The sequence below is a fragment of the Paenibacillus sp. MER TA 81-3 genome (assembly GCF_023713585.1).
In the GTDB taxonomy this organism is placed as follows: Bacteria; Bacillota; Bacilli; order Paenibacillales; family Paenibacillaceae; genus Paenibacillus_B; species Paenibacillus_B profundus.
Window position 1 is genome coordinate 267,801 of record NZ_JAMAWB010000004.1, and the last position, 17,280, is coordinate 285,080.

Here is a 17,280-nt window from a genome sequence, read left to right on the forward strand (position 1 = left end):
CATTGGAAATAGTACAGTAGTTTTACTGGTATGAGTCCGAATGACGTCTATTGATTGGAAAACATCCAGTCAAATGGACTTTTTCTTGCTTCAAAGCTAACTATCGGGTAAATCCACTGCATAGAATCCAACCAAACGTCGATTAACGTCCTTTGACATCAATTTGGTCGGAAAATTTCCAATGGATACGCTTCGAGGAATCGAAAGTGAAATGGAAGGTACGAATGGTCTTACGACTGGTGGGGAGCATCTAAAGTGACAAGGAATGTGCAATGAGCAACGTCAGGTGGGAACGCATCCAATGGACTTGATAAGCTCGATAATAACCAAATTGTCTAATGGCCAATAGGCACGATTCCATTAACTTTGTTTTGTGGATTGTATTCAAAAGAACAACGTCGAAAAGGCTATAACAGATATCCTTGACTCGACCTTCTATCGCTGATAAAGTTGGAGAGTTGGTTTTCACATATACATATTGCCCTTGTATAGGTTCGTGAATAAGGCGCGGACGTTTCTACAAAGCTACCCGTAAAGAGCTTGGCTACAAGGAGAGCGTGTTGGAGGATAAATGAGCTTGGCGATTTGCCTTCAACGGGATGAGTTCATGCGTGGCATGAAGCGCAGCGGACCCCGGATATCTCCAGTTGATGTACAGTACAGGCTTTGGACTTTGCGGACAGCAAGGCGCCAGAGCTTTTTTTTGACCCATTAAGAAGTTCTCTGAAGCGCTAAAGTGAAAACGAAACCATCCCTTATGGCGATAAAAACGGCAAACACCAATTCTGCTCTAAATAAAATAACGTGCAAGCAATCATCAGGAGGCGCATCCATGAAATCTTTTTTTCAATTTGCGGAGCGGGGAACGACCTATCGCAAAGAAATTATTGCGGGCTTGACGACCTTTCTCTCCATGGCCTACATACTGGTCGTCAATCCCATCATTTTAAGTGAAGCCGGCATGGACCGCGGCGCCGTATTTACCGCGACGACGCTGACGGCGATTATCGGAACGCTGCTCATGGGGGTGCTGTCCAATTACCCGATTGGCGTCGCCTCGAGCATGGGTCTCAACTCCTTCTTTACATACTCGGTCGTCATCGGCATGGGCATATCGTGGCAGACGGCGTTGACTGGCGTATTCGTATCGAGCATTTTATTTATTATTTTGAGTCTGATTAAAGTTCGTGAGAAGATTATTGCCATCATTCCAGAAGACTTGAAATTCGCGATTGCGAGCGGAATTGGCTTCTTTGTTGCTTTTATGGGCTTGAAGAATGCGGGCATTATTGTCAAGAGCGACGCCACATTCGTCACGCTCGGCGATTTTCGTTCCGGGCCGACGCTTCTGGCAGCATTTGGCTTCATTGTGACAGTCATTCTGCTCGTGCGCCATGTGCGTGGGGCCATCTTCTATGGCATGATTATATCGACGGTTGTCGGCATGATTTCGGGATTGGTTCCATTGCCGACAAGCATCTTGGGCACGATTCCGAGTCTGTCGCCTACGTTCGGCGCTGCGTTCATGCATCTGGATAAAATGTTTACCCCGGAATTGCTGGCGGTGGTGTTTACTTTCTTATTCGTCGGATTTTTCGATACAGCAGGCACGCTCATTGCAATTGCAAGCCAAGCAGGCTTGATGAAGGACAACCAGATTCCGAATGCAGGCCGGGCGCTCTTGGCTGACTCTTCCGCCTCTTTCGTCGGTTCCGTCCTTGGTACGACGACGACGGCATCGTTTATTGAATCGTCGGCAGGTATTGCCGCAGGCGGGCGGACAGGCTTCACTTCCGTTGTCATATCTTTGTTATTTGCATTGGCGTTGTTCTTCTCGCCGCTTCTGTCTGTCGTGACGACCGAAGTCACAGCTCCTGCCCTCATTGTAGTCGGTGCGATGATGTCTTCGCAGGTGCGTTTCGTCAAATGGGAGAAGCTTGAGGTAGCCATCCCGGCCTTCATTACGATCGTAGCCATGCCGTTCACTTATGGAGTCGCGACTGGCATTGCGCTCGGCTTCATTTTGTATACGGTCATTAAAATGGCAAAAGGCGAGTTCCGCGAAGTACATCCGATTATGTACGTATTGACCGTGCTGTTCATTGCCTATATTGGATATATCGCTTGATTGGTTCCCGCAAGACAATGACCGCCCTTCGTCAGAGGGGCGGTCATTGTGTTTACGCTTGCTTGGACAGCAACCGAATCGGCATCCTTACGTGAACTGCTCCGCCTCCGTCGACTGCGCATAGGCCGTCGTGGACGAGGTGCCGCCCGAGATGGCCTGGGCCACTTCATCGAAGTAGCCCGTGCCGACCTCGCGCTGATGCTTCACCGCTTCGTAGCCGAGCGATTCCAAGGAGAATTCGGCCTGCTGCAGCTCCGAGTAAGCGGCCATGCCGCGCTCCTTGTAGCCCCGCGCCAGCTCGAACATGCTGTAATTGAGCGCATGGAAGCCGGCCAGCGTCACGAACTGGAACTTGTAGCCCATCCGTCCAAGCTCGTGTTGGAAGCTGGCGATCGCCTTGTCGTCCAGCTTCTTCTTCCAGTTGAAAGACGGCGAGCAATTGTAAGCCAGCAGCTTGCCGGGATACTTGGCATGAATCGCTTCGGCGAAGCGCCGGGCTTCATCCATGTCCGGCTCGGATGTCTCGCACCAGACGAGGTCTGCATAAGGCGCATAGGCAAGTCCGCGCGCGATCGCCTGATCAAGTCCAGCGCGCGTATAATAGAAGCCTTCTGGAGAACGCTGCCCCGTCAGGAACGGGTGGTCGTATGGATCGGCGTCGCTTGTAATCAACTGGGCGGCGTTGGCGTCGGTGCGGGCGATGATAAGCGTGCCGGTGCCCATGACGTCGGCGGCCAAGCGGGCGGCAATCAAGTGGCGGACGGCCTGCTGCGTCGGCAGGAGCACTTTGCCGCCGAGGTGTCCGCACTTTTTCTCCGAAGACAATTGGTCTTCGAAGTGGACGCCGGCCGCGCCCGCTTCAATCATTGCCTTCATCAGCTCGAATACGTTCAGCGTTCCACCGAAGCCTGCCTCGGCATCAGCTACGATCGGAGCGAAGAAGTAGGTGCCGCCCTTTCCCTCCGCGTGCTGAATCTGATCGGCCCGCTGCAGGGCCTGATTAATCCGCTTCACGACCTGCGGTACACTGTTCGCCGGATACAGACTCTGGTCGGGATACATGTGTCCCGACAGGTTCGCATCCGCGGCCACCTGCCAGCCGCTCAAGTAAATGGCCTGCAGCCCGGCCTTAACTTGCTGTACGGCTTGGTTGCCCGTCAAGGCGCCGAGCGCGTGCACGTAATCTTCGGTATGCAGCAGCTCCCATAGCCGTTCCGCCCCCATCTGCGCCAACGTATGCGTCACCTGCACAGAGCCGCGCAGCCGAATGACTTCTTCCGCCGAATAAGAGCGGGTAATGCCTTTCCAGCGTTCACTCTTCCATCTTGTCTCCAATTGTTGAATCGCATGTCTCTCCGTCACAGCAGCCATCTCCTCACATTCAATGATTTCATCCCAACAATTCATAGCCCGTCACCGTCAAAAACTCGCTGCACGACTCTTCGCTCACCAAATCCGTAAACAACCGCTTTGCTTCCGCAAACCTGCGGCTTGTGAATGCTTCCTTGCCAAGCTGAGCTTTAATCGCGGTCAATTCTTCCTCCGTCAGCTTCAGGACAAGCTCGAGCGTAATGTCGGTGCCGTCCGCCAGACGTCCTTCCGGATGGCGAATCCATTGCCATACCTGGGTTCGGGAGATTTCGGCTGTGGCCGCGTCCTCCATCAGGTTGAAGATCGGCACGGCGCCGTAACCCCGCAGCCACGCTTCGATATATTGCAGGCCGACGCTGATGTTCGTCCGCAGTCCCTGTTCGGTTATCGTCCCCTCAGGGATGGCCAGCAGGTCCTCCGTCGTCGTATGCACGTCTTCGCGCTTGTTGTCCAATTGATTCGGACCCTCCATCCGTTCGTCGAACACTTCCATTGCAATCGGCACGAGCCCCGGGTGGGCCACCCATGTGCCGTCGTGGCCGTCGTTCGCTTCGCGCAGCTTGTCGGCGCGCACCTGCTCCATCGCCTTCGCATTGGCGGCGGCGTCGTGCCGGATCGGAATCTGGGCCGCCATGCCGCCCATGGCATGGGCGCCGCGCTTGTGGCACGTACGGATGACGTGCTGCGTATACGCCCGCATGAACGGCACCGTCATCGTCACTTGGGACCGATCGGGGAGCAGCGCGTGCCGATGGCGGTTCAGCCGCTTGATGAAGCTGAAGATGTAGTCCCACCGGCCGCAGTTCAAGCCGGCGCTGTGCTCCCGCAGCTCGTATAGAATTTCGTCGGCTTCAAAGGTGGCGAGTATCGTCTCAATGAGAACCGTCGCTTTGATCGTCCCTTGTGGGATGCCCAGCTCTTGTTGGGCGAACACGAACACGTCGTTCCACAGCCGTGCTTCAAGGTGAGATTCCAGCTTCGGCAGGTAGAAATAAGGGCCGGAACCATTCTGGATGAGGGCTTGCGCGTTATGGTAGAAGTAAAGGCCGAAGTCGACGAGACTGCCGGAGACGTTCTCTCCGCCGATGCGGATGTGCTTCTCCTCTAGGTGCCATCCGCGAGGCCGGATAAGCAGGTACGCCGTCCGTTCGTTCAGACGGTATGATTTGCCCTCTGGGCTCGTGTAAGAGATGGTGCGCTGGATAGCGTCGCGCATGTTCATCTGTCCGCGGATAGTGTTCTCCCACGTCGGGGAGTTGGCGTCTTCGAAGTCGGCCATGAAGCCCTTGGCGCCGGAGTTAAGCGCATTGATGACCATCTTCGCGTCTCCAGAAGGACCGGTAATCTCCACCCGCCGATCCTGCAGGTCGGCAGGCACGGACGCGACCGTCCAGTCACTGTCCCGGATCTGCGTCGTCTCCGGCAAAAAATCGGGCAGTTCGCCTGCATCCAGCCGGCGCTGCCGTTCGGCGCGGGTGGTGAGCAGAGCGCGTCTGCGCGGATTGAATTGCTCGTGCAGCTTCTCGAGGAAAGCGAGTGCTTCCGGCGTCAAAATATCCGCGAACGATTCCGGCATAGGACCAAGTACGGCAATATCCTTGCAATTGTGTGAGGACGTTCTTGTCATGATTGGTTACCTCCCTCTGCTGAAGTTTGGGCTCAAATAGACGGATTGCAGAATGTTCGCAATCGAATCTTGCTCATCGAATGCATAGTCCAAGCTGCCGCTGCCGTTGCAGCGTAAGCAAGGTGTATAGCCGTGCCCCTGGCACGTGCGGCATTCGCCAGTTTCCTCCTGACTCCCTGTGCCGTCGCATTTCAAGCATTCCATTTCCCCGTTGCCATGGCAGTAGTAGCAGTCCATTTCAATCGCCTCCTGATAATAGTGGATTTCTGTTATAATACAGTTTTCTAAATTACTAATCTGTATTATAACAGGACTTTGGAAAATGAAAAGCCCCTTTTTATTAAAATTTTCCATCCTCTTACTCGCCATCCTACTGGAGCAACATGTTTAATCCATACCGATAAAATCTTTTCAATTGCGCATAATGAAAGAGGGGAAGGCTTACTGCAGCGGACACTGGCGCAGTTTTTTTGCAGTTTTTGTTTCATAAGTCCAAGCTCGGTTTATTTATAAGTTATGCTTATGTTTGCTTGTGAAAATAAGATTTTGTGTTCTAACGCAGGCGGGTGAAACAAGCATAAACATTTACATATAGAAATAGTTATGAAATAATAAACATAATAGTTTCAGTACGTGAAACAATGTTCTATTAGTTAATTTTATAAAAGAGGTGAACGGTGCATGATTGAGTTTCAACACGTGAAAAAGGTTTACGACGACGGCTTCCAAGCTTTGAAAGAGATTAACCTTGAGTTCAAGAAAGGCGAACTCACCGTTCTTATCGGCCCAAGCGGATGCGGTAAGTCTACGACTATGAAAATGATTAATCGCTTAATGACCCCTTCAAGCGGTAAAATCCTCATCAACGGCAAAAATGTGTCCGAGCAGAACCCAGTCGAGCTTCGGCGCAATATCGGATACGTTATTCAGAACATCGGTTTGTTTCCTCATATGACTATTGGCAAGAACGTTGCCGTAGTGCCGCACTTGAAAAAATGGGATAAAGCTGCAATCGATAAACGCGTAGATGAATTGCTGCGGTTAGTTAATTTGGATCCGGAGGTATACCGCGATCGCTATCCATCAGAGCTGAGCGGCGGACAGCAGCAGCGCATTGGCGTAGCCCGTGCCTTCGCCGCCGACCCGGACGTCATCCTGATGGATGAACCGTTCAGCGCACTAGACCCGATTAGCCGTGAACAGCTGCAGGATGAGTTGATTCGACTCCAGGAAGAACTGAATAAGACGATTGTGTTCGTGACGCATGACATGGACGAAGCGATCAAAATTGCGGACACGATCGTGCTGATGAAAGACGGGGAAGTGATCCAGACCGGCTCACCGGAACGAATTCTCCGCCATCCTGCGAACGACTTCGTGCGCACCTTTATCGGCCAGAAGCGAATGGATAGCGAAACTAGCATCGACATACCGATCGTCGATGAAGTTACGGTGCCTAATCCGGTAACGATTTTCCCGAGCCGGGGTCTGGCGGAAGCGATCAAAATGATGGAAAGGCGCAAGGTTGACTCGCTGTTTATCGTGGATCGGCAACATAAGCTGCAGGGTATCGTATCCATCTACAACGTATTGGACCAATACGGTGAAGAGAACAAGACGGTGAAAGACGTCATGAAGCCGATCGGATATTTGGTGCGTCCCGGAACACCGCTGCCTGATGCGGTGAAGATGATGAGCGAGCATCGCTTGACCAACCTGGCTATCGTCGATGATACGGGCAAGTTCGTAGGGCTTATTACTCGGGGGAGTGTCGTCAAGCACTTGTCGGAAGTGTATCCGTCCATTGTAGACAGCTTAGCGAATACGTTCGGAGAGGAGGCTTAACGAATGAATGCATTCTTGTCATTTGTGCAGGAGCGAGGTGCAGACATTGCCGTTGCCTTGCGGGATCATCTGACGATATCGGCAGCAGCTGTATTGCTCGGATGTCTGGTAGCGATACCACTTGGAATCGCGCTTGTTTATAACCGTTTCAACTGGTTGAACAGTATTGTATTCTTCTTGGCGAATCTGCTGCAGACCGTGCCGAGCCTAGCTTTGCTTGCCATTCTCATCCCGCTGATGGGCATTGGCATGAAGCCGGCTATCATCGCGTTGTTCCTGTATTCCATTATGCCGATATTGCGCAACACGTACGACGGCTTTGATTCGGTCGATCGCGGCGTGCTGGAGTCGGCGCGGGGAATGGGGTATGGTACGCTTCAACGCATCATAGTCATCCAACTTCCGCTGGCGCTGCCGTATATTATGTCTGGCATCCGCGTCACTAGCGTCTATATTATCAGTTGGGCTACGCTTGCAGCGCTGATTGGCGCTGGCGGCCTCGGACAGCTTATCGTGTCAGGGCTGGGCGTAAACAAGCCGGAATTGATCATTACAGGCGCTTTAGGAGCAATTGTGCTGGCGTTCTTGATCGATGGTCTGCTCGGATGGTTGGAAAGAGTACTGACACGCCGTTTCGGACGGACGAGCAGCATTACGGCATAATGCCGTACGCAAACGGGGTGTACAGTCGGTGTAGCGAATGGATCGGCTTAGTAGAGGAGGATACGGTATGAAACATTGGAAATGGCCTGCTGGCATGACCGCTGTCATGCTGGCTTTAATGATACTTCTGTCTTCGTGCGGCATTGACAATCGCATTGTCATCGGTACCCAGACTTTCTCGGAAACGAAGATTTTGGCAGAGATGTATAAGGCGTTGATAGAGGATCGTACAGATTTGAAAGCAAAGGTGTTGCCCGATCTGGCAGCAAGTCCAGTCGTCATTAATGCAATGAAGAAAAATGAATTGCAGATGGCGACGCTTTATACTGGTGAAATCTTTAATAATCACTTTCCAGTAAAAGATACGAAGGACCGCGAAGAAGTGCTCAAGCAAGCAAAAGAAGGCTTCGATCAATATTTCGATTTCAAATGGTACGACCCGCTCGGCTTTGAAAATACGTACGCCTTCACCATTAGCGAGGATTTGGCCAAGGGTAAGGGTTATCAATCGATTTCGGATGTGGCCAAGGATGCGGCCAAGCTTCGCCTAGGCGTCGATACGACCTGGCTGGAGCGCGATACGGACGGATACAGAGGTTTTCAGAACACTTACGGCTTCAAATTCGGACAGGAATTTCCGATGGAATTAAGTCTCGTCTACGCGGCGGTGGCGAACAAGCAGGTTGACATCGTGCTGGCTTACTCCACCGATTCCCGGCTGAAAGCATTTAATTTGACGACGATTAAAGATGATAAGCAATTTTTTCCTCCGTATGACGCATCTACGGTCGTACGCAAGGATGTGCTTGAGAAATATCCGGAATTGGACGATGTCATCGGACTGCTTATCGGCAAGTTCGATGAGAAGACGATGATAGATCTGAATTATCAGGTAGATATTGAGAAGAAGAGCGAACGTGAAGTGGCTGTCAATTATTTAAAAGAAGCCGGTCTGCTCGAGAAGTAACGAAAGGAGGCGCAACATGGGTGATTATCAATGGACCATCGCGGATTTGCTGTCTTATATGGGACGAAATTCGGATTTATTGTGGGAGTATTTTGTTACACACGTCATTATGGTGCTGGCGGGGGTAGGGTTGGCATTTGTCATCGGTGTTCCGCTGGGCGTGCTATGTTCCCGTAACGAGAAGCTGGCCAAGATCATTCTTGCCGTAACCAGCACGCTGCAAGTCATTCCGAGCTTGGCTCTGCTCGTCTTGCTAATGCTGGCGTTCGGACTCGGCACGACGACGGTCGTGGTTGGATTGCTTCTGTATTCACTCAATCCAATTGTCAGAAATACGTATGTCGGCTTGAAGCAGGTCAATCCAAGCTATGTGGAGGCCGGACGTGGTGTTGGCATGAGCTCGATGCAGCTATTGTTTAAAGTTCGGTTCCCGCTTGCGCTCACCTATATGCTGACGGGATTGCGCATTGCTGCGGTCATCGCGATCGGGGTAGCGACGATAGCTCCGCTTGTCGGCGGCGACGGGTTGGGCCGGGAGATATATTCCGGACTGAACGGGCAGAACCCGCTGCGCATCTATGCCGGCGCCATTCCGGCGGCACTGCTCGCCATTGTCGCGGATCTTGTGCTAGGCGTGCTGCAGCGCAGGCTGAATTTGTCCGAGCGCAAGTCAAGCAGGAATGGATCAAAGAAAGAACCGTCCGCATCACCGACGGTATAATTGCAAAAAATGCGGGACACCGCAGAGCCGAAAGTTGATTGTGTAAATTGACTTTCGGCTTTTTTGCTCTTTTCATATGTCAATATTGACACTATAACGAGAGGGGAGTAAACTTTAAAAGCAAGACGTTTCATGTCAGTTCTTACATTAATTACTGTAATGTATCTTTTATTTTATAGACAGAAAGTAGTGATGGATGGAATGGGTGAAGGAGAAAAGACCATATCGAATAGAACCTTCTGGAGTATTATGTTTGCTATATTCTTCGGCAACTTTTTGGCGGTATTAAGCACGAATACGATTAATATCGCACTTCCCGTCTTAATGAAGCATTTCCACACCGACCTGCTTACGATTCAATGGGTACTAACCGGCTTTATGCTGGCTACAGGGATCATTGCGCCTGCAGTAGCTTATTTCGGCAACCGATTCAGCACGAAACGGCTTTATCTTGTTGCATTGGGCGGCTTTGTCATTTGCTCCGTGCTGTGCGCACTATCCTGGAGCGAGGGCAGCCTAATTGTGTTCCGTGTCTTGCAGGGCGCCTTCAGCGGCATTATTATGCCGACGACGATGACGATTGTATATCAGGTGATCCCGAAGGAACGCCAAGCGTTGGGGATCAGTCTGTGGAGCTTGTCCGCCATGGTCGCACCTGCTGTCGGACCGACATTGGCTGGTTGGATCGTTCATGTGGGCGATTGGCATTGGCTGTTCTGGATTAACGTGCCGATTGGACTTATCGCGATGGTGGCGGTCGTCCGCTTTATTCCGATGTACCGTATTAGCGAGAAGGCGTGGTTTGACCGCATCGGCTTTGTGAGTGTCATGTTAGGCAGCTTGTCTTTGCTGCTTGCGTTCGGGAATGGAGCGCGTTGGGGATGGGCTTCATGGCAGACGCTTGGTCTGATCGGTGTGGGTATCGTAATCATTGCGCTCTTTGTCCGCCGTTCCCTGAAGATGGAGCAGCCGCTGCTGGACTTCCGGGTATTCCGTCATATGCGGTATACATTCAGCATGCTGCTCGTGTCCATCTTAACGATTAGCTTATATGCGGGGGCTTTGCTGACACCGCTCTTTTTGCAAAATGTTCAGGGGGCTTCGACGCTTACTTCAGGTCTCGTGCTGCTTCCAGCCTCTGCCCTGATGGCTATTATCATTCCGTTCACTGGGCGCTGGTACGATCGCTTTGGTCCAGTCAAGCTCATTTTCGTCGGACTGTTGCTTATGGCATTCGCTACGTATGAGATGAGCCGCCTGCATGTCGATACGCCTCATGGGTACATTACGTTCTGGATGGCCGTGCGCAACGTGGGCATCGCGCTTGCGAATACGCCAGCGATGAACGCGGGGATGTCAGCTATTCCACGAGAATTGTCCGGTTATGGCTCCTCCATTAACAGTTGGCTGCGGCAGGGGTTGGCCTCCCTATCTATCGGTCTGTTCAGCTCGCTGCTAGCGGCACGGACCATCACCCATCTGGCCGAATTGAAAGGGAGTATTTCGGATCCGGTGCTGCTGCAAAATGCAGCGTTCACGTTAAGCATTAACGATATTAACTTTATTAGCGTCATTATGACATTACTCGGTTTGCCGCTAGTATATTTTCTCGGCAGAACGCCGAACCGCAACCACCCGATGGAGCTGCAGAAGTCCGCATCTTCGGTGAGTGCTTCCTCCTGAGCCGGCCGTTACGGTCGGCTTTCTGTTTAACTTCGCCTTGGGCTCATCACTTGCTCTTTTCGGAGAAGGATGTCTGTCCGTCCATTGCTTCAATCTCCCTTTCATTCAGAATGTCAGCCTTCCTTCCTTTTCAAACGAGGATATGTTCGTTGGCTTCCGTACAATGGCCCTTAGCTCCATTCTCCCATACAGTCAGGATGGTTAACGACGGGGATAAGGCACATGGCCTTTTGTATACATACAATGGCATGAAGCGGCTGATCATGATGGCAGTGAACAAGAGTCGTCATGGGGCGTACCATTTCCTGATGGCAGTAAGCGAGGGCCGACGTAGGGGGTGCCGTTTCCTGGTGGAAGTGAGCTGGGGCCGACAAAGGGAGTGCCATTTCCTGATGGCAGTAAGTGAGGGCGATGTAGGGAATACCGCTTCCTGATGGTAGTAAGCTAGGGAATGCCACTTTCTGATGGAAAGGGAGAATGGAACTAAGGGGAGAATGAAGCGAAGCTCCGTCAGTCTGAACTTGCCACAGCACAGCGCGGAACATCCGTTCATGATGATGAGACCATGTCTTTCTATTTTACAGATGATATGCTCCTCTTAATGTGGACGCCCATCTTTGGAAGGCTTCGATAGAGGTTTTCTCAATAAGCATAGGAAAATGGTTGAAAGCGTTGTACAATGGGGTGGAATAACAGATTCCATGGAATGGAAGTTTGATGAACTGCCTGTATTCATGCGCACGAACAACCGAGATGGAGGAATGAACATGACGGCCGAGAGCATCTGCAATTCCCTTAGATTTCGCAAAGATGGTGCCTTTACGATCGTACAATTTTCGGATGTGGAATGCAGTCAATGGAAGGAACATGACCCGGCGCACGATGTGATGCGGCAGGTGTTGGAATTGGAGCAGCCAGACCTTGTCGTATTTGCCGGAGATGTTATCGCTAGCGCAAGCACGACCGACGAATATCAAGCGTTCGCCAATGCGGTGCGCCCAGTCGAAGATGCGGGGATTCCTTGGTTCGCGGTATATGGCAATCATGATACGGAGGCGACGGTGACTAGGGAGCAGCTTCATGCGTATCAGATGACATTTGCCCATTCCATTGCCGTACCTGACCCGGAAGGAATCAGCGGCAGCGGCAATGCGGTCTTCCCAGTGCTGGCTGCGGACGGCAAGCTTGGGGCCGTCATTTATGCGCTGGACAGCCACAGCTATTCACCGTTGTCGCCGCGCGTCGGCGGCTACGATTGGCTGAAGGCGGACCAGATTGCATGGTACCGTCAGCAGTCGGCGCACTATGCGAAAGAGTACGGCGGCGATACGTCGGTGCCTGCCGTTGCGTTCTTCCATATTCCACTGATGGAATACCATCAATTATGGGCCCTTGAAACGTGTTGCGGACAGCGGGGAGAGCCCATCTGTTCGCCGCTGCTCAACAGCGGAATGTTCCAGGCTATGGTGGAGCAAGGAGATGTGATGGGCACCTTTGTCGGCCATGACCACGCGAATGATTTCATCGGCGAGCTGCATGGCATCAAGCTGGCCTATGGGCGCACGACGCGTGCTGCTTACACGGGAGTGCCGTTTGAGCCTGGCGCGCGCATCGTGCGCCTGTATGCCGGGGAGCGCCGCTTCGACTCGTGGATTCGCTTGGAGAGCGGCGCGGTCATTATGGAGCAGCCCAAGCATCAGCCGGAGCACATCTGATGCGTTGATGCGGCTGCGATGAGCCGGCGCTATTTACCGAACAGGCGCTCGTTCGTGTTAGGCGTCGAGCCGGCCAGCCGCTTCGTGAAGGTGGCGCGCCAACTGGCGGACAGCGCTTCGACGTCCAAGAGGCGGCGAATGCCTTCCTCGCCGTCCCGGCGGTGGTGCATGACCTCGTTCGCATATTGAATCGATACGGCGGCGGGGTCATGCTTCATCCGCTCCAGCGTTCCGCCAGGATGAACGAGGCCAGGCGTAAGCACGCGGAAATAAAGTCCTGTGTAGCCCGTCTCCTGCATCCATAGCGGAACCTCTGGCATCTTATAGCGGGCTGCCAACTTGAAGCAAGGCTGGCGCGGCTGGGTCACCTGCACGATCGCCTCGCCGATGTGAAAGATGTCACCGATATGGACATCCTGTTCAATCAGGCCTTCCGTCGTGAGATTTTCGCCGAACGCCGCCACCGGAAGTTCGCGCTGCCATCTTGCTTCCCAGTAAGCATAGTGCTCTTGCGCATAGACGCAGACTGCTTTATCTGGTCCTCCGTGATGCTTCGTGTCGGCTTGGCCATCGCCGTCGAACCCGAGCGGGTGAAGATACGTCGGTTCGGATACCGGCAGCTTCACCATACCCGACAGGACCGGCTTTCCGTTGTGTTCCAAGCAATCATGCGGCAGGGCGACGTTTAATGATTTGATTTTGATGTCCAAGTTATCTACCTCCAAAATGTTTCCTTTTAGATTGTACGTTTAGAGGATTTAATTCCTGCGTGAAGAATACAATGAAGTGCATGCCCAAAGCTTTAATGCAACAGGGGGCTATTAGCAGTATAGTGCATTTAGACGAATCTTAATAGACTGACAGGGTGATGAACATGTCACATGACGTGAGGCGCGACAAAGGCCCCTCTCGCACAACGAACGATGTCATCGTTTTTCATTCGGAACAAGAGCTGGAGGCTCATCTGCCTTGTAAAATGTACAAATTGGATCAATCGTCCGGAAGCATCTGGGATCATACGCACGATTACATACAGATTTGGTATGTGCTGAAAGGTGAATTCAAGCATACGATCAATCACCGAACGTATAATATGGTCAAAGGCAATTTGTTTGTCATTCCGCCGTTTGCCGTGCATCGCGTCGAAATGATCCCTGGTCAGGATATGGAAGTCATCGGCTGCGAGTTTCTGCCTCATTTTATTAACGAGCGTTTTGAGAAGGCGGATTGGAGCAAGGATTGCTTTGATTTCTCCTATTTGGAGCAGTTTCTTATCGACGAGGAGCAGATTACGCCGAAGGTGGTGCTCACAGGCGAGGCAGATATGGAGGTCAGCCGTCTGCTTGAGGAGATGCTGGCGGAGTATCGTCAATCGAAGCGTTATTTCGAACTGGTCTTAAAAGCCAACCTCTTGAAGCTGCTGTCCGTCATTATCCGCGAGTACACGAAATTGGCCGACAAACCGAGTGAGGAAGACGATCGCGTGGAGAAATACCGCGATTTGATGACCTCAGTGACGGAGTATATTCATGTGCATTTTGCGGAAGAGCTGCGGCTCGAGCGTTTGTGCCGGCAGTTTAGTTTGTCGAAGACGTATTTTTGCTACTTGTTCAAGCGGTTTACAGGCAAAACCTTTAACGATTATTTGATTGATTTGCGTGTACGCAAGGCAGCGGAATGGCTCGTGGAAACTGATATGTCCGTGACGGAAATCTGCTTCGGCGTCGGCTTCAATGATTTGGCGTATTTCTCGCGCATGTTCAAGCGGCATACTGGCGTATCTCCTTCGCAATACAAGAAGAAGGCGCCGCCGATTAACGGATTGAGCCAACCGTAGGAAGCGTTTCTGCCATACATGGAGAGGCAATCACTTGACGCAACATATAATTATTTAGTATGATTGGGATATTATTCAATTAAGGGGAGAACTTGATGTTGGTAAGCGTTCTTAACTAATCAAATTCCATATCGAGGTTAAGTTGACGATTAAAATGCAGCGTTATAGCTGACGTTTATTTTTTTATACCGTTAACGAGCCTCTGGATTTAGTTAAGAACAGCGGATATCATCCAACGCCCGAGATCTAGCCTCTATACGAGCCGACTCCGTGCTGTTTTTTAGCACGTTTTTTTGTTTATAGTCTTGTAACGGTACGTCCTTAGCAGGATAGCTATACCGTTACGGCTTGTCGGTACGTATACCTGAGGCAGGTATAACGAAAGGCAGAGAATGCGATCTACGCATTTCTTCTGCCTTTTTTTATTTTTTTACTAAACTCTAAAGGAGCTAAAACAATGAATAACACAATGCTGCAGCGTTTGGAGTACGACAGAGTCAAAGAGCGCGTCATGGAAAATGCCGTCTCCTATTTGGGCAGACAGCACGTCGAGAAGATGGAGCCTATGACGGATTTGAACGCAATACGCAAGGCGCTTGACGAAACCGCGGAAGCGCACACCCTTCTCATGCAGGGGGCCAGCGTGCCGCTGCCATCTTTGCAAGGAATCGAGCCGGTGCGGTCTCTGCTCGGGACTGGATATATGTTCAACGAATCGGATTTTACGCATACCCTTTTGTTTTTGCGAAGCTGTGCCCAGCTTAGAAGGTATATGATCGCCAAAAGCGAGATTGCTCCGACGGTGAGCGGCTATGCGGCATTCATGCATGATTTGGATAAGCTGAGATCCGAAATCGAACGTTGCATTCACAATGGACGAGTCGCTGATGAGGCAAGCAAGGACTTAAGCAAAATCCGGAAGAAGCTTGCCGCCGTTGAAAATCGCATCAAGTCCAAAATCGAAGCTTTAATGAGCAGATACCGCACGCTGCTGCAGGAGAATCTGGTCAGCATGCGCGGAGGACGTTATGTGCTCCCGATTAAGAAAGAGTTCCGCAAGCAATTCAAAGGCAACTCGCTGGACGAATCGGCGAGCGGTCAGACCGTATACATGGAACCGGCTGAAATTGCGCATATGCAGCATGAGCAGGCGGGATTGCGAGCGGACGAAGCGAGAGAAGAGGCGAAAGTGCTTAGCGAATTGACCGACCTCATGGAGCAGCATGCCCGTGAACTGAATTCGAATGTGGAGACGGTCGGGACGTATGATTACTTGTTCGCAAAAGCAAAACACGGTCTTGCCATCGGCGGACGCAACGTGGGACTGAACATTGAAGGGGTTGTCGACATTCGCGGAGGCAAGCATCCGCTGCTTGGCCGCGACACCGTTCCGCTCACATTCCGCATTGGACGCGGGTACCGAACGCTGATAATTACCGGGCCGAATACTGGCGGGAAGACAGTTGCTTTGAAGACGGTTGGACTGCTCACGCTGATGGCTCAATCCGGTCTGCTGGTACCGGTAGAGGAACGAAGCACCTTTGCGGTATTCAAGCATGTGGCGGCAGACATCGGAGACGGACAGAGCATTGAGCAATCGCTCAGCACCTTTTCCGCGCACATTAAAAATATAATAGACATGCTGAGCTATGCTGATGATTCAACGCTTATCCTCATCGACGAAATGGCGTCTGGGACCGATCCGGGCGAAGGCGTCGCGCTGTCGATAGCAATATTGGAAGAATTGCATCGCAGAGGGACTACTGTAATGGTGACGACGCACTTCAATGAAATTAAAAATTATGCGGCGCTTGCCCCGGGATTCGAAAATGCCCGCATGGAGTTCGATTCCGCTACACTGCAGCCGCTCTATCAGCTTCGCATCGGGGAGGCGGGACATAGCTACGCGTTCCTCATCGCGCAGAAGCTGGGCATCTCTCCCGCTATCATTGCCCGATCGGAGGAAATTACGGCAGGCAGGAAGGAGCTTGGAGCTGCCTCATTGCCGCTTGGGAACGGCGTGGCCGCAGGCGAAGGCAAGCCAGCGGAATTGGCTGGAGCGAAGCCCGATGGTCACAGTTGGCAAGCGAGCCCAGTCCAGCAGTCTCAAGACACGATTGACATGGGAGCAGTGCCTATTGCGGAGCGGCCATATGCGGAACCGATGATGGCGGAATTGGCAGAATACCTCGACGGAGTGGCAATCGCGCAGCCTGGTTCCTCAACCTTGATGGCTCAAGCGTCTACTGCCGATGCGCCGGAGGAGCAAGCAGGCGAACCGCCGGTCAGCGTTCCCGTCAACAAGCGCTTCGAAGCCGGCGACAGCGTATATGTTTCTTATCTGAAACGTGAGGGCATCGTCTGTGAAGAAGAGGACACCAAGGGAAATGTCGGTGTGTTCATTGAAAAGCAGCGCATTAAAATCAATAAAAAGCACCTTCAGCATTATTTAGGAGCCGGGACAACGGCAGAGAGCTCGCGGTGAATGCAATTCGAACGGGAGCCGTGTTGGAAAATGTACAGCGGAAAGGAGGGATTGAGCGGATAAACGCCGTGTAGGCTGTATTTGATCCAATGGATGAGCCAAGGGGGATACCGTCCACTTTTTAGCCAAGAAGAACCGACCCAGGTGTGTGTCAACTATACAGACCTCCATATCAGAATCATATGAGGAACAAATTATGTAAATATTTTTCGTATATTTTTTTTCGTGGTAGCATAAA

At 51.8% G+C, this 17,280-nt stretch carries 13 protein-coding genes and 1 riboswitch; of the genes, 9 read left to right on the forward strand and 4 right to left on the reverse strand.

Annotated features, from left to right (window positions below):
* Positions 1-464: 464 nt before the first annotated feature.
* Positions 465-567, forward strand: a riboswitch (purine riboswitch).
* A 265-nt stretch (positions 568-832) separates the two neighbouring features.
* The gene (locus M3650_RS07375) at positions 833-2,128 is read left to right on the forward strand and encodes an NCS2 family permease (RefSeq protein WP_019423054.1); all 1,296 of its coding nucleotides are present in this window, start codon (positions 833-835) and stop codon (positions 2,126-2,128) included.
* Positions 2,129-2,215: 87 nt separating this feature from the next.
* Here the strand turns inward: M3650_RS07375 and aceA are convergent, their stop codons facing one another.
* From aceA to M3650_RS07390, 3 genes are read right to left on the reverse strand one after another with little or no spacing between them, the layout of a single operon-like run.
* A complete protein-coding gene (gene aceA / locus M3650_RS07380) occupies positions 2,216-3,499 on the reverse strand; it encodes an isocitrate lyase (protein ID WP_251573567.1) in 1,284 nt (427 codons plus the stop codon).
* Between the two features lie 19 nt (positions 3,500-3,518).
* Positions 3,519-5,126: a malate synthase A gene (gene aceB / locus M3650_RS07385; RefSeq protein ID WP_369011098.1), complete on the reverse strand. Its 1,608-nt coding sequence runs from the start codon at positions 5,124-5,126 to the stop codon at positions 3,519-3,521.
* 6 nt (positions 5,127-5,132) lie between these two features.
* On the reverse strand, positions 5,133-5,363 hold the full coding sequence (locus M3650_RS07390; protein ID WP_019423057.1) for a hypothetical protein: 231 nt from the start codon (positions 5,361-5,363) through the stop codon (positions 5,133-5,135).
* A gap of 444 nt (positions 5,364-5,807) precedes the next feature.
* Here M3650_RS07390 and M3650_RS07395 point away from each other — a divergent pair, with 444 nt between their 5' ends.
* The 6 genes from M3650_RS07395 (at position 5,808) to M3650_RS07420 (ending at position 12,720) form a co-directional block, all read left to right on the forward strand.
* Positions 5,808-6,971 carry an ABC transporter ATP-binding protein gene (locus tag M3650_RS07395; protein ID WP_019423058.1) on the forward strand — a complete coding sequence of 388 codons (1,164 nt, stop codon included), beginning with the start codon at positions 5,808-5,810 and terminating at the stop codon, positions 6,969-6,971.
* Between the two features lie 3 nt (positions 6,972-6,974).
* Positions 6,975-7,634: an ABC transporter permease gene (locus M3650_RS07400; RefSeq protein WP_251573568.1), complete on the forward strand. Its 660-nt coding sequence runs from the start codon at positions 6,975-6,977 to the stop codon at positions 7,632-7,634.
* A gap of 67 nt (positions 7,635-7,701) precedes the next feature.
* Positions 7,702-8,601 (forward strand): glycine betaine ABC transporter substrate-binding protein, encoded by a 900-nt coding sequence (locus tag M3650_RS07405; RefSeq protein WP_251573569.1) that lies wholly within the window; start codon positions 7,702-7,704, stop codon positions 8,599-8,601.
* Between the two features lie 16 nt (positions 8,602-8,617).
* Positions 8,618-9,322, forward strand: coding sequence for an ABC transporter permease (locus M3650_RS07410; RefSeq protein ID WP_251573570.1), 705 nt, complete (start codon positions 8,618-8,620; stop codon positions 9,320-9,322).
* A 249-nt stretch (positions 9,323-9,571) separates the two neighbouring features.
* Complete coding sequence (locus M3650_RS07415; RefSeq protein ID WP_251573571.1) at positions 9,572-11,005, forward strand: MDR family MFS transporter; 1,434 nt, start codon at positions 9,572-9,574, stop codon at positions 11,003-11,005.
* A 701-nt stretch (positions 11,006-11,706) separates the two neighbouring features.
* Complete coding sequence (locus M3650_RS07420) at positions 11,707-12,720, forward strand: metallophosphoesterase family protein (protein WP_251573572.1); 1,014 nt, start codon at positions 11,707-11,709, stop codon at positions 12,718-12,720.
* Between the two features lie 29 nt (positions 12,721-12,749).
* Here M3650_RS07420 and M3650_RS07425 read toward each other — a convergent pair whose 3' ends face one another.
* Positions 12,750-13,430 (reverse strand): MOSC domain-containing protein, encoded by a 681-nt coding sequence (locus tag M3650_RS07425; RefSeq protein WP_251573573.1) that lies wholly within the window; start codon positions 13,428-13,430, stop codon positions 12,750-12,752.
* 164 nt (positions 13,431-13,594) lie between these two features.
* Between M3650_RS07425 and M3650_RS07430 the strand changes: the two genes are divergently transcribed.
* Positions 13,595-14,557 carry an AraC family transcriptional regulator gene (locus M3650_RS07430; RefSeq protein WP_251573574.1) on the forward strand — a complete coding sequence of 321 codons (963 nt, stop codon included), beginning with the start codon at positions 13,595-13,597 and terminating at the stop codon, positions 14,555-14,557.
* Positions 14,558-15,014: 457 nt separating this feature from the next.
* The gene (locus M3650_RS07435; protein WP_251573575.1) at positions 15,015-17,042 is read left to right on the forward strand and encodes an endonuclease MutS2; all 2,028 of its coding nucleotides are present in this window, start codon (positions 15,015-15,017) and stop codon (positions 17,040-17,042) included.
* Positions 17,043-17,280: the final 238 nt, after the last annotated feature.

What these genes read in the sequence shown, in the direction of transcription:
- M3650_RS07375 (WP_019423054.1), top strand. Translation starts at nt 833, where the DNA reads ATGAAATCTTTTTTTCAATTTGCGGAGCGGGGAACGACCTATCGCAAA.
- aceA (WP_251573567.1), bottom strand. Translation starts at nt 3,499, where the DNA reads ATGGCTGCTGTGACGGAGAGACATGCGATTCAACAATTGGAGACAAGA.
- aceB (WP_369011098.1), bottom strand. Translation starts at nt 5,126, where the DNA reads ATGACAAGAACGTCCTCACACAATTGCAAGGATATTGCCGTACTTGGT.
- M3650_RS07390 (WP_019423057.1), bottom strand. Translation starts at nt 5,363, where the DNA reads ATGGACTGCTACTACTGCCATGGCAACGGGGAAATGGAATGCTTGAAA.
- M3650_RS07395 (WP_019423058.1), top strand. Translation starts at nt 5,808, where the DNA reads ATGATTGAGTTTCAACACGTGAAAAAGGTTTACGACGACGGCTTCCAA.
- M3650_RS07400 (WP_251573568.1), top strand. Translation starts at nt 6,975, where the DNA reads ATGAATGCATTCTTGTCATTTGTGCAGGAGCGAGGTGCAGACATTGCC.
- M3650_RS07405 (WP_251573569.1), top strand. Translation starts at nt 7,702, where the DNA reads ATGAAACATTGGAAATGGCCTGCTGGCATGACCGCTGTCATGCTGGCT.
- M3650_RS07410 (WP_251573570.1), top strand. Translation starts at nt 8,618, where the DNA reads ATGGGTGATTATCAATGGACCATCGCGGATTTGCTGTCTTATATGGGA.
- M3650_RS07415 (WP_251573571.1), top strand. Translation starts at nt 9,572, where the DNA reads ATGTTTGCTATATTCTTCGGCAACTTTTTGGCGGTATTAAGCACGAAT.
- M3650_RS07420 (WP_251573572.1), top strand. Translation starts at nt 11,707, where the DNA reads ATGGAATGGAAGTTTGATGAACTGCCTGTATTCATGCGCACGAACAAC.
- M3650_RS07430 (WP_251573574.1), top strand. Translation starts at nt 13,595, where the DNA reads ATGTCACATGACGTGAGGCGCGACAAAGGCCCCTCTCGCACAACGAAC.
- M3650_RS07435 (WP_251573575.1), top strand. Translation starts at nt 15,015, where the DNA reads ATGAATAACACAATGCTGCAGCGTTTGGAGTACGACAGAGTCAAAGAG.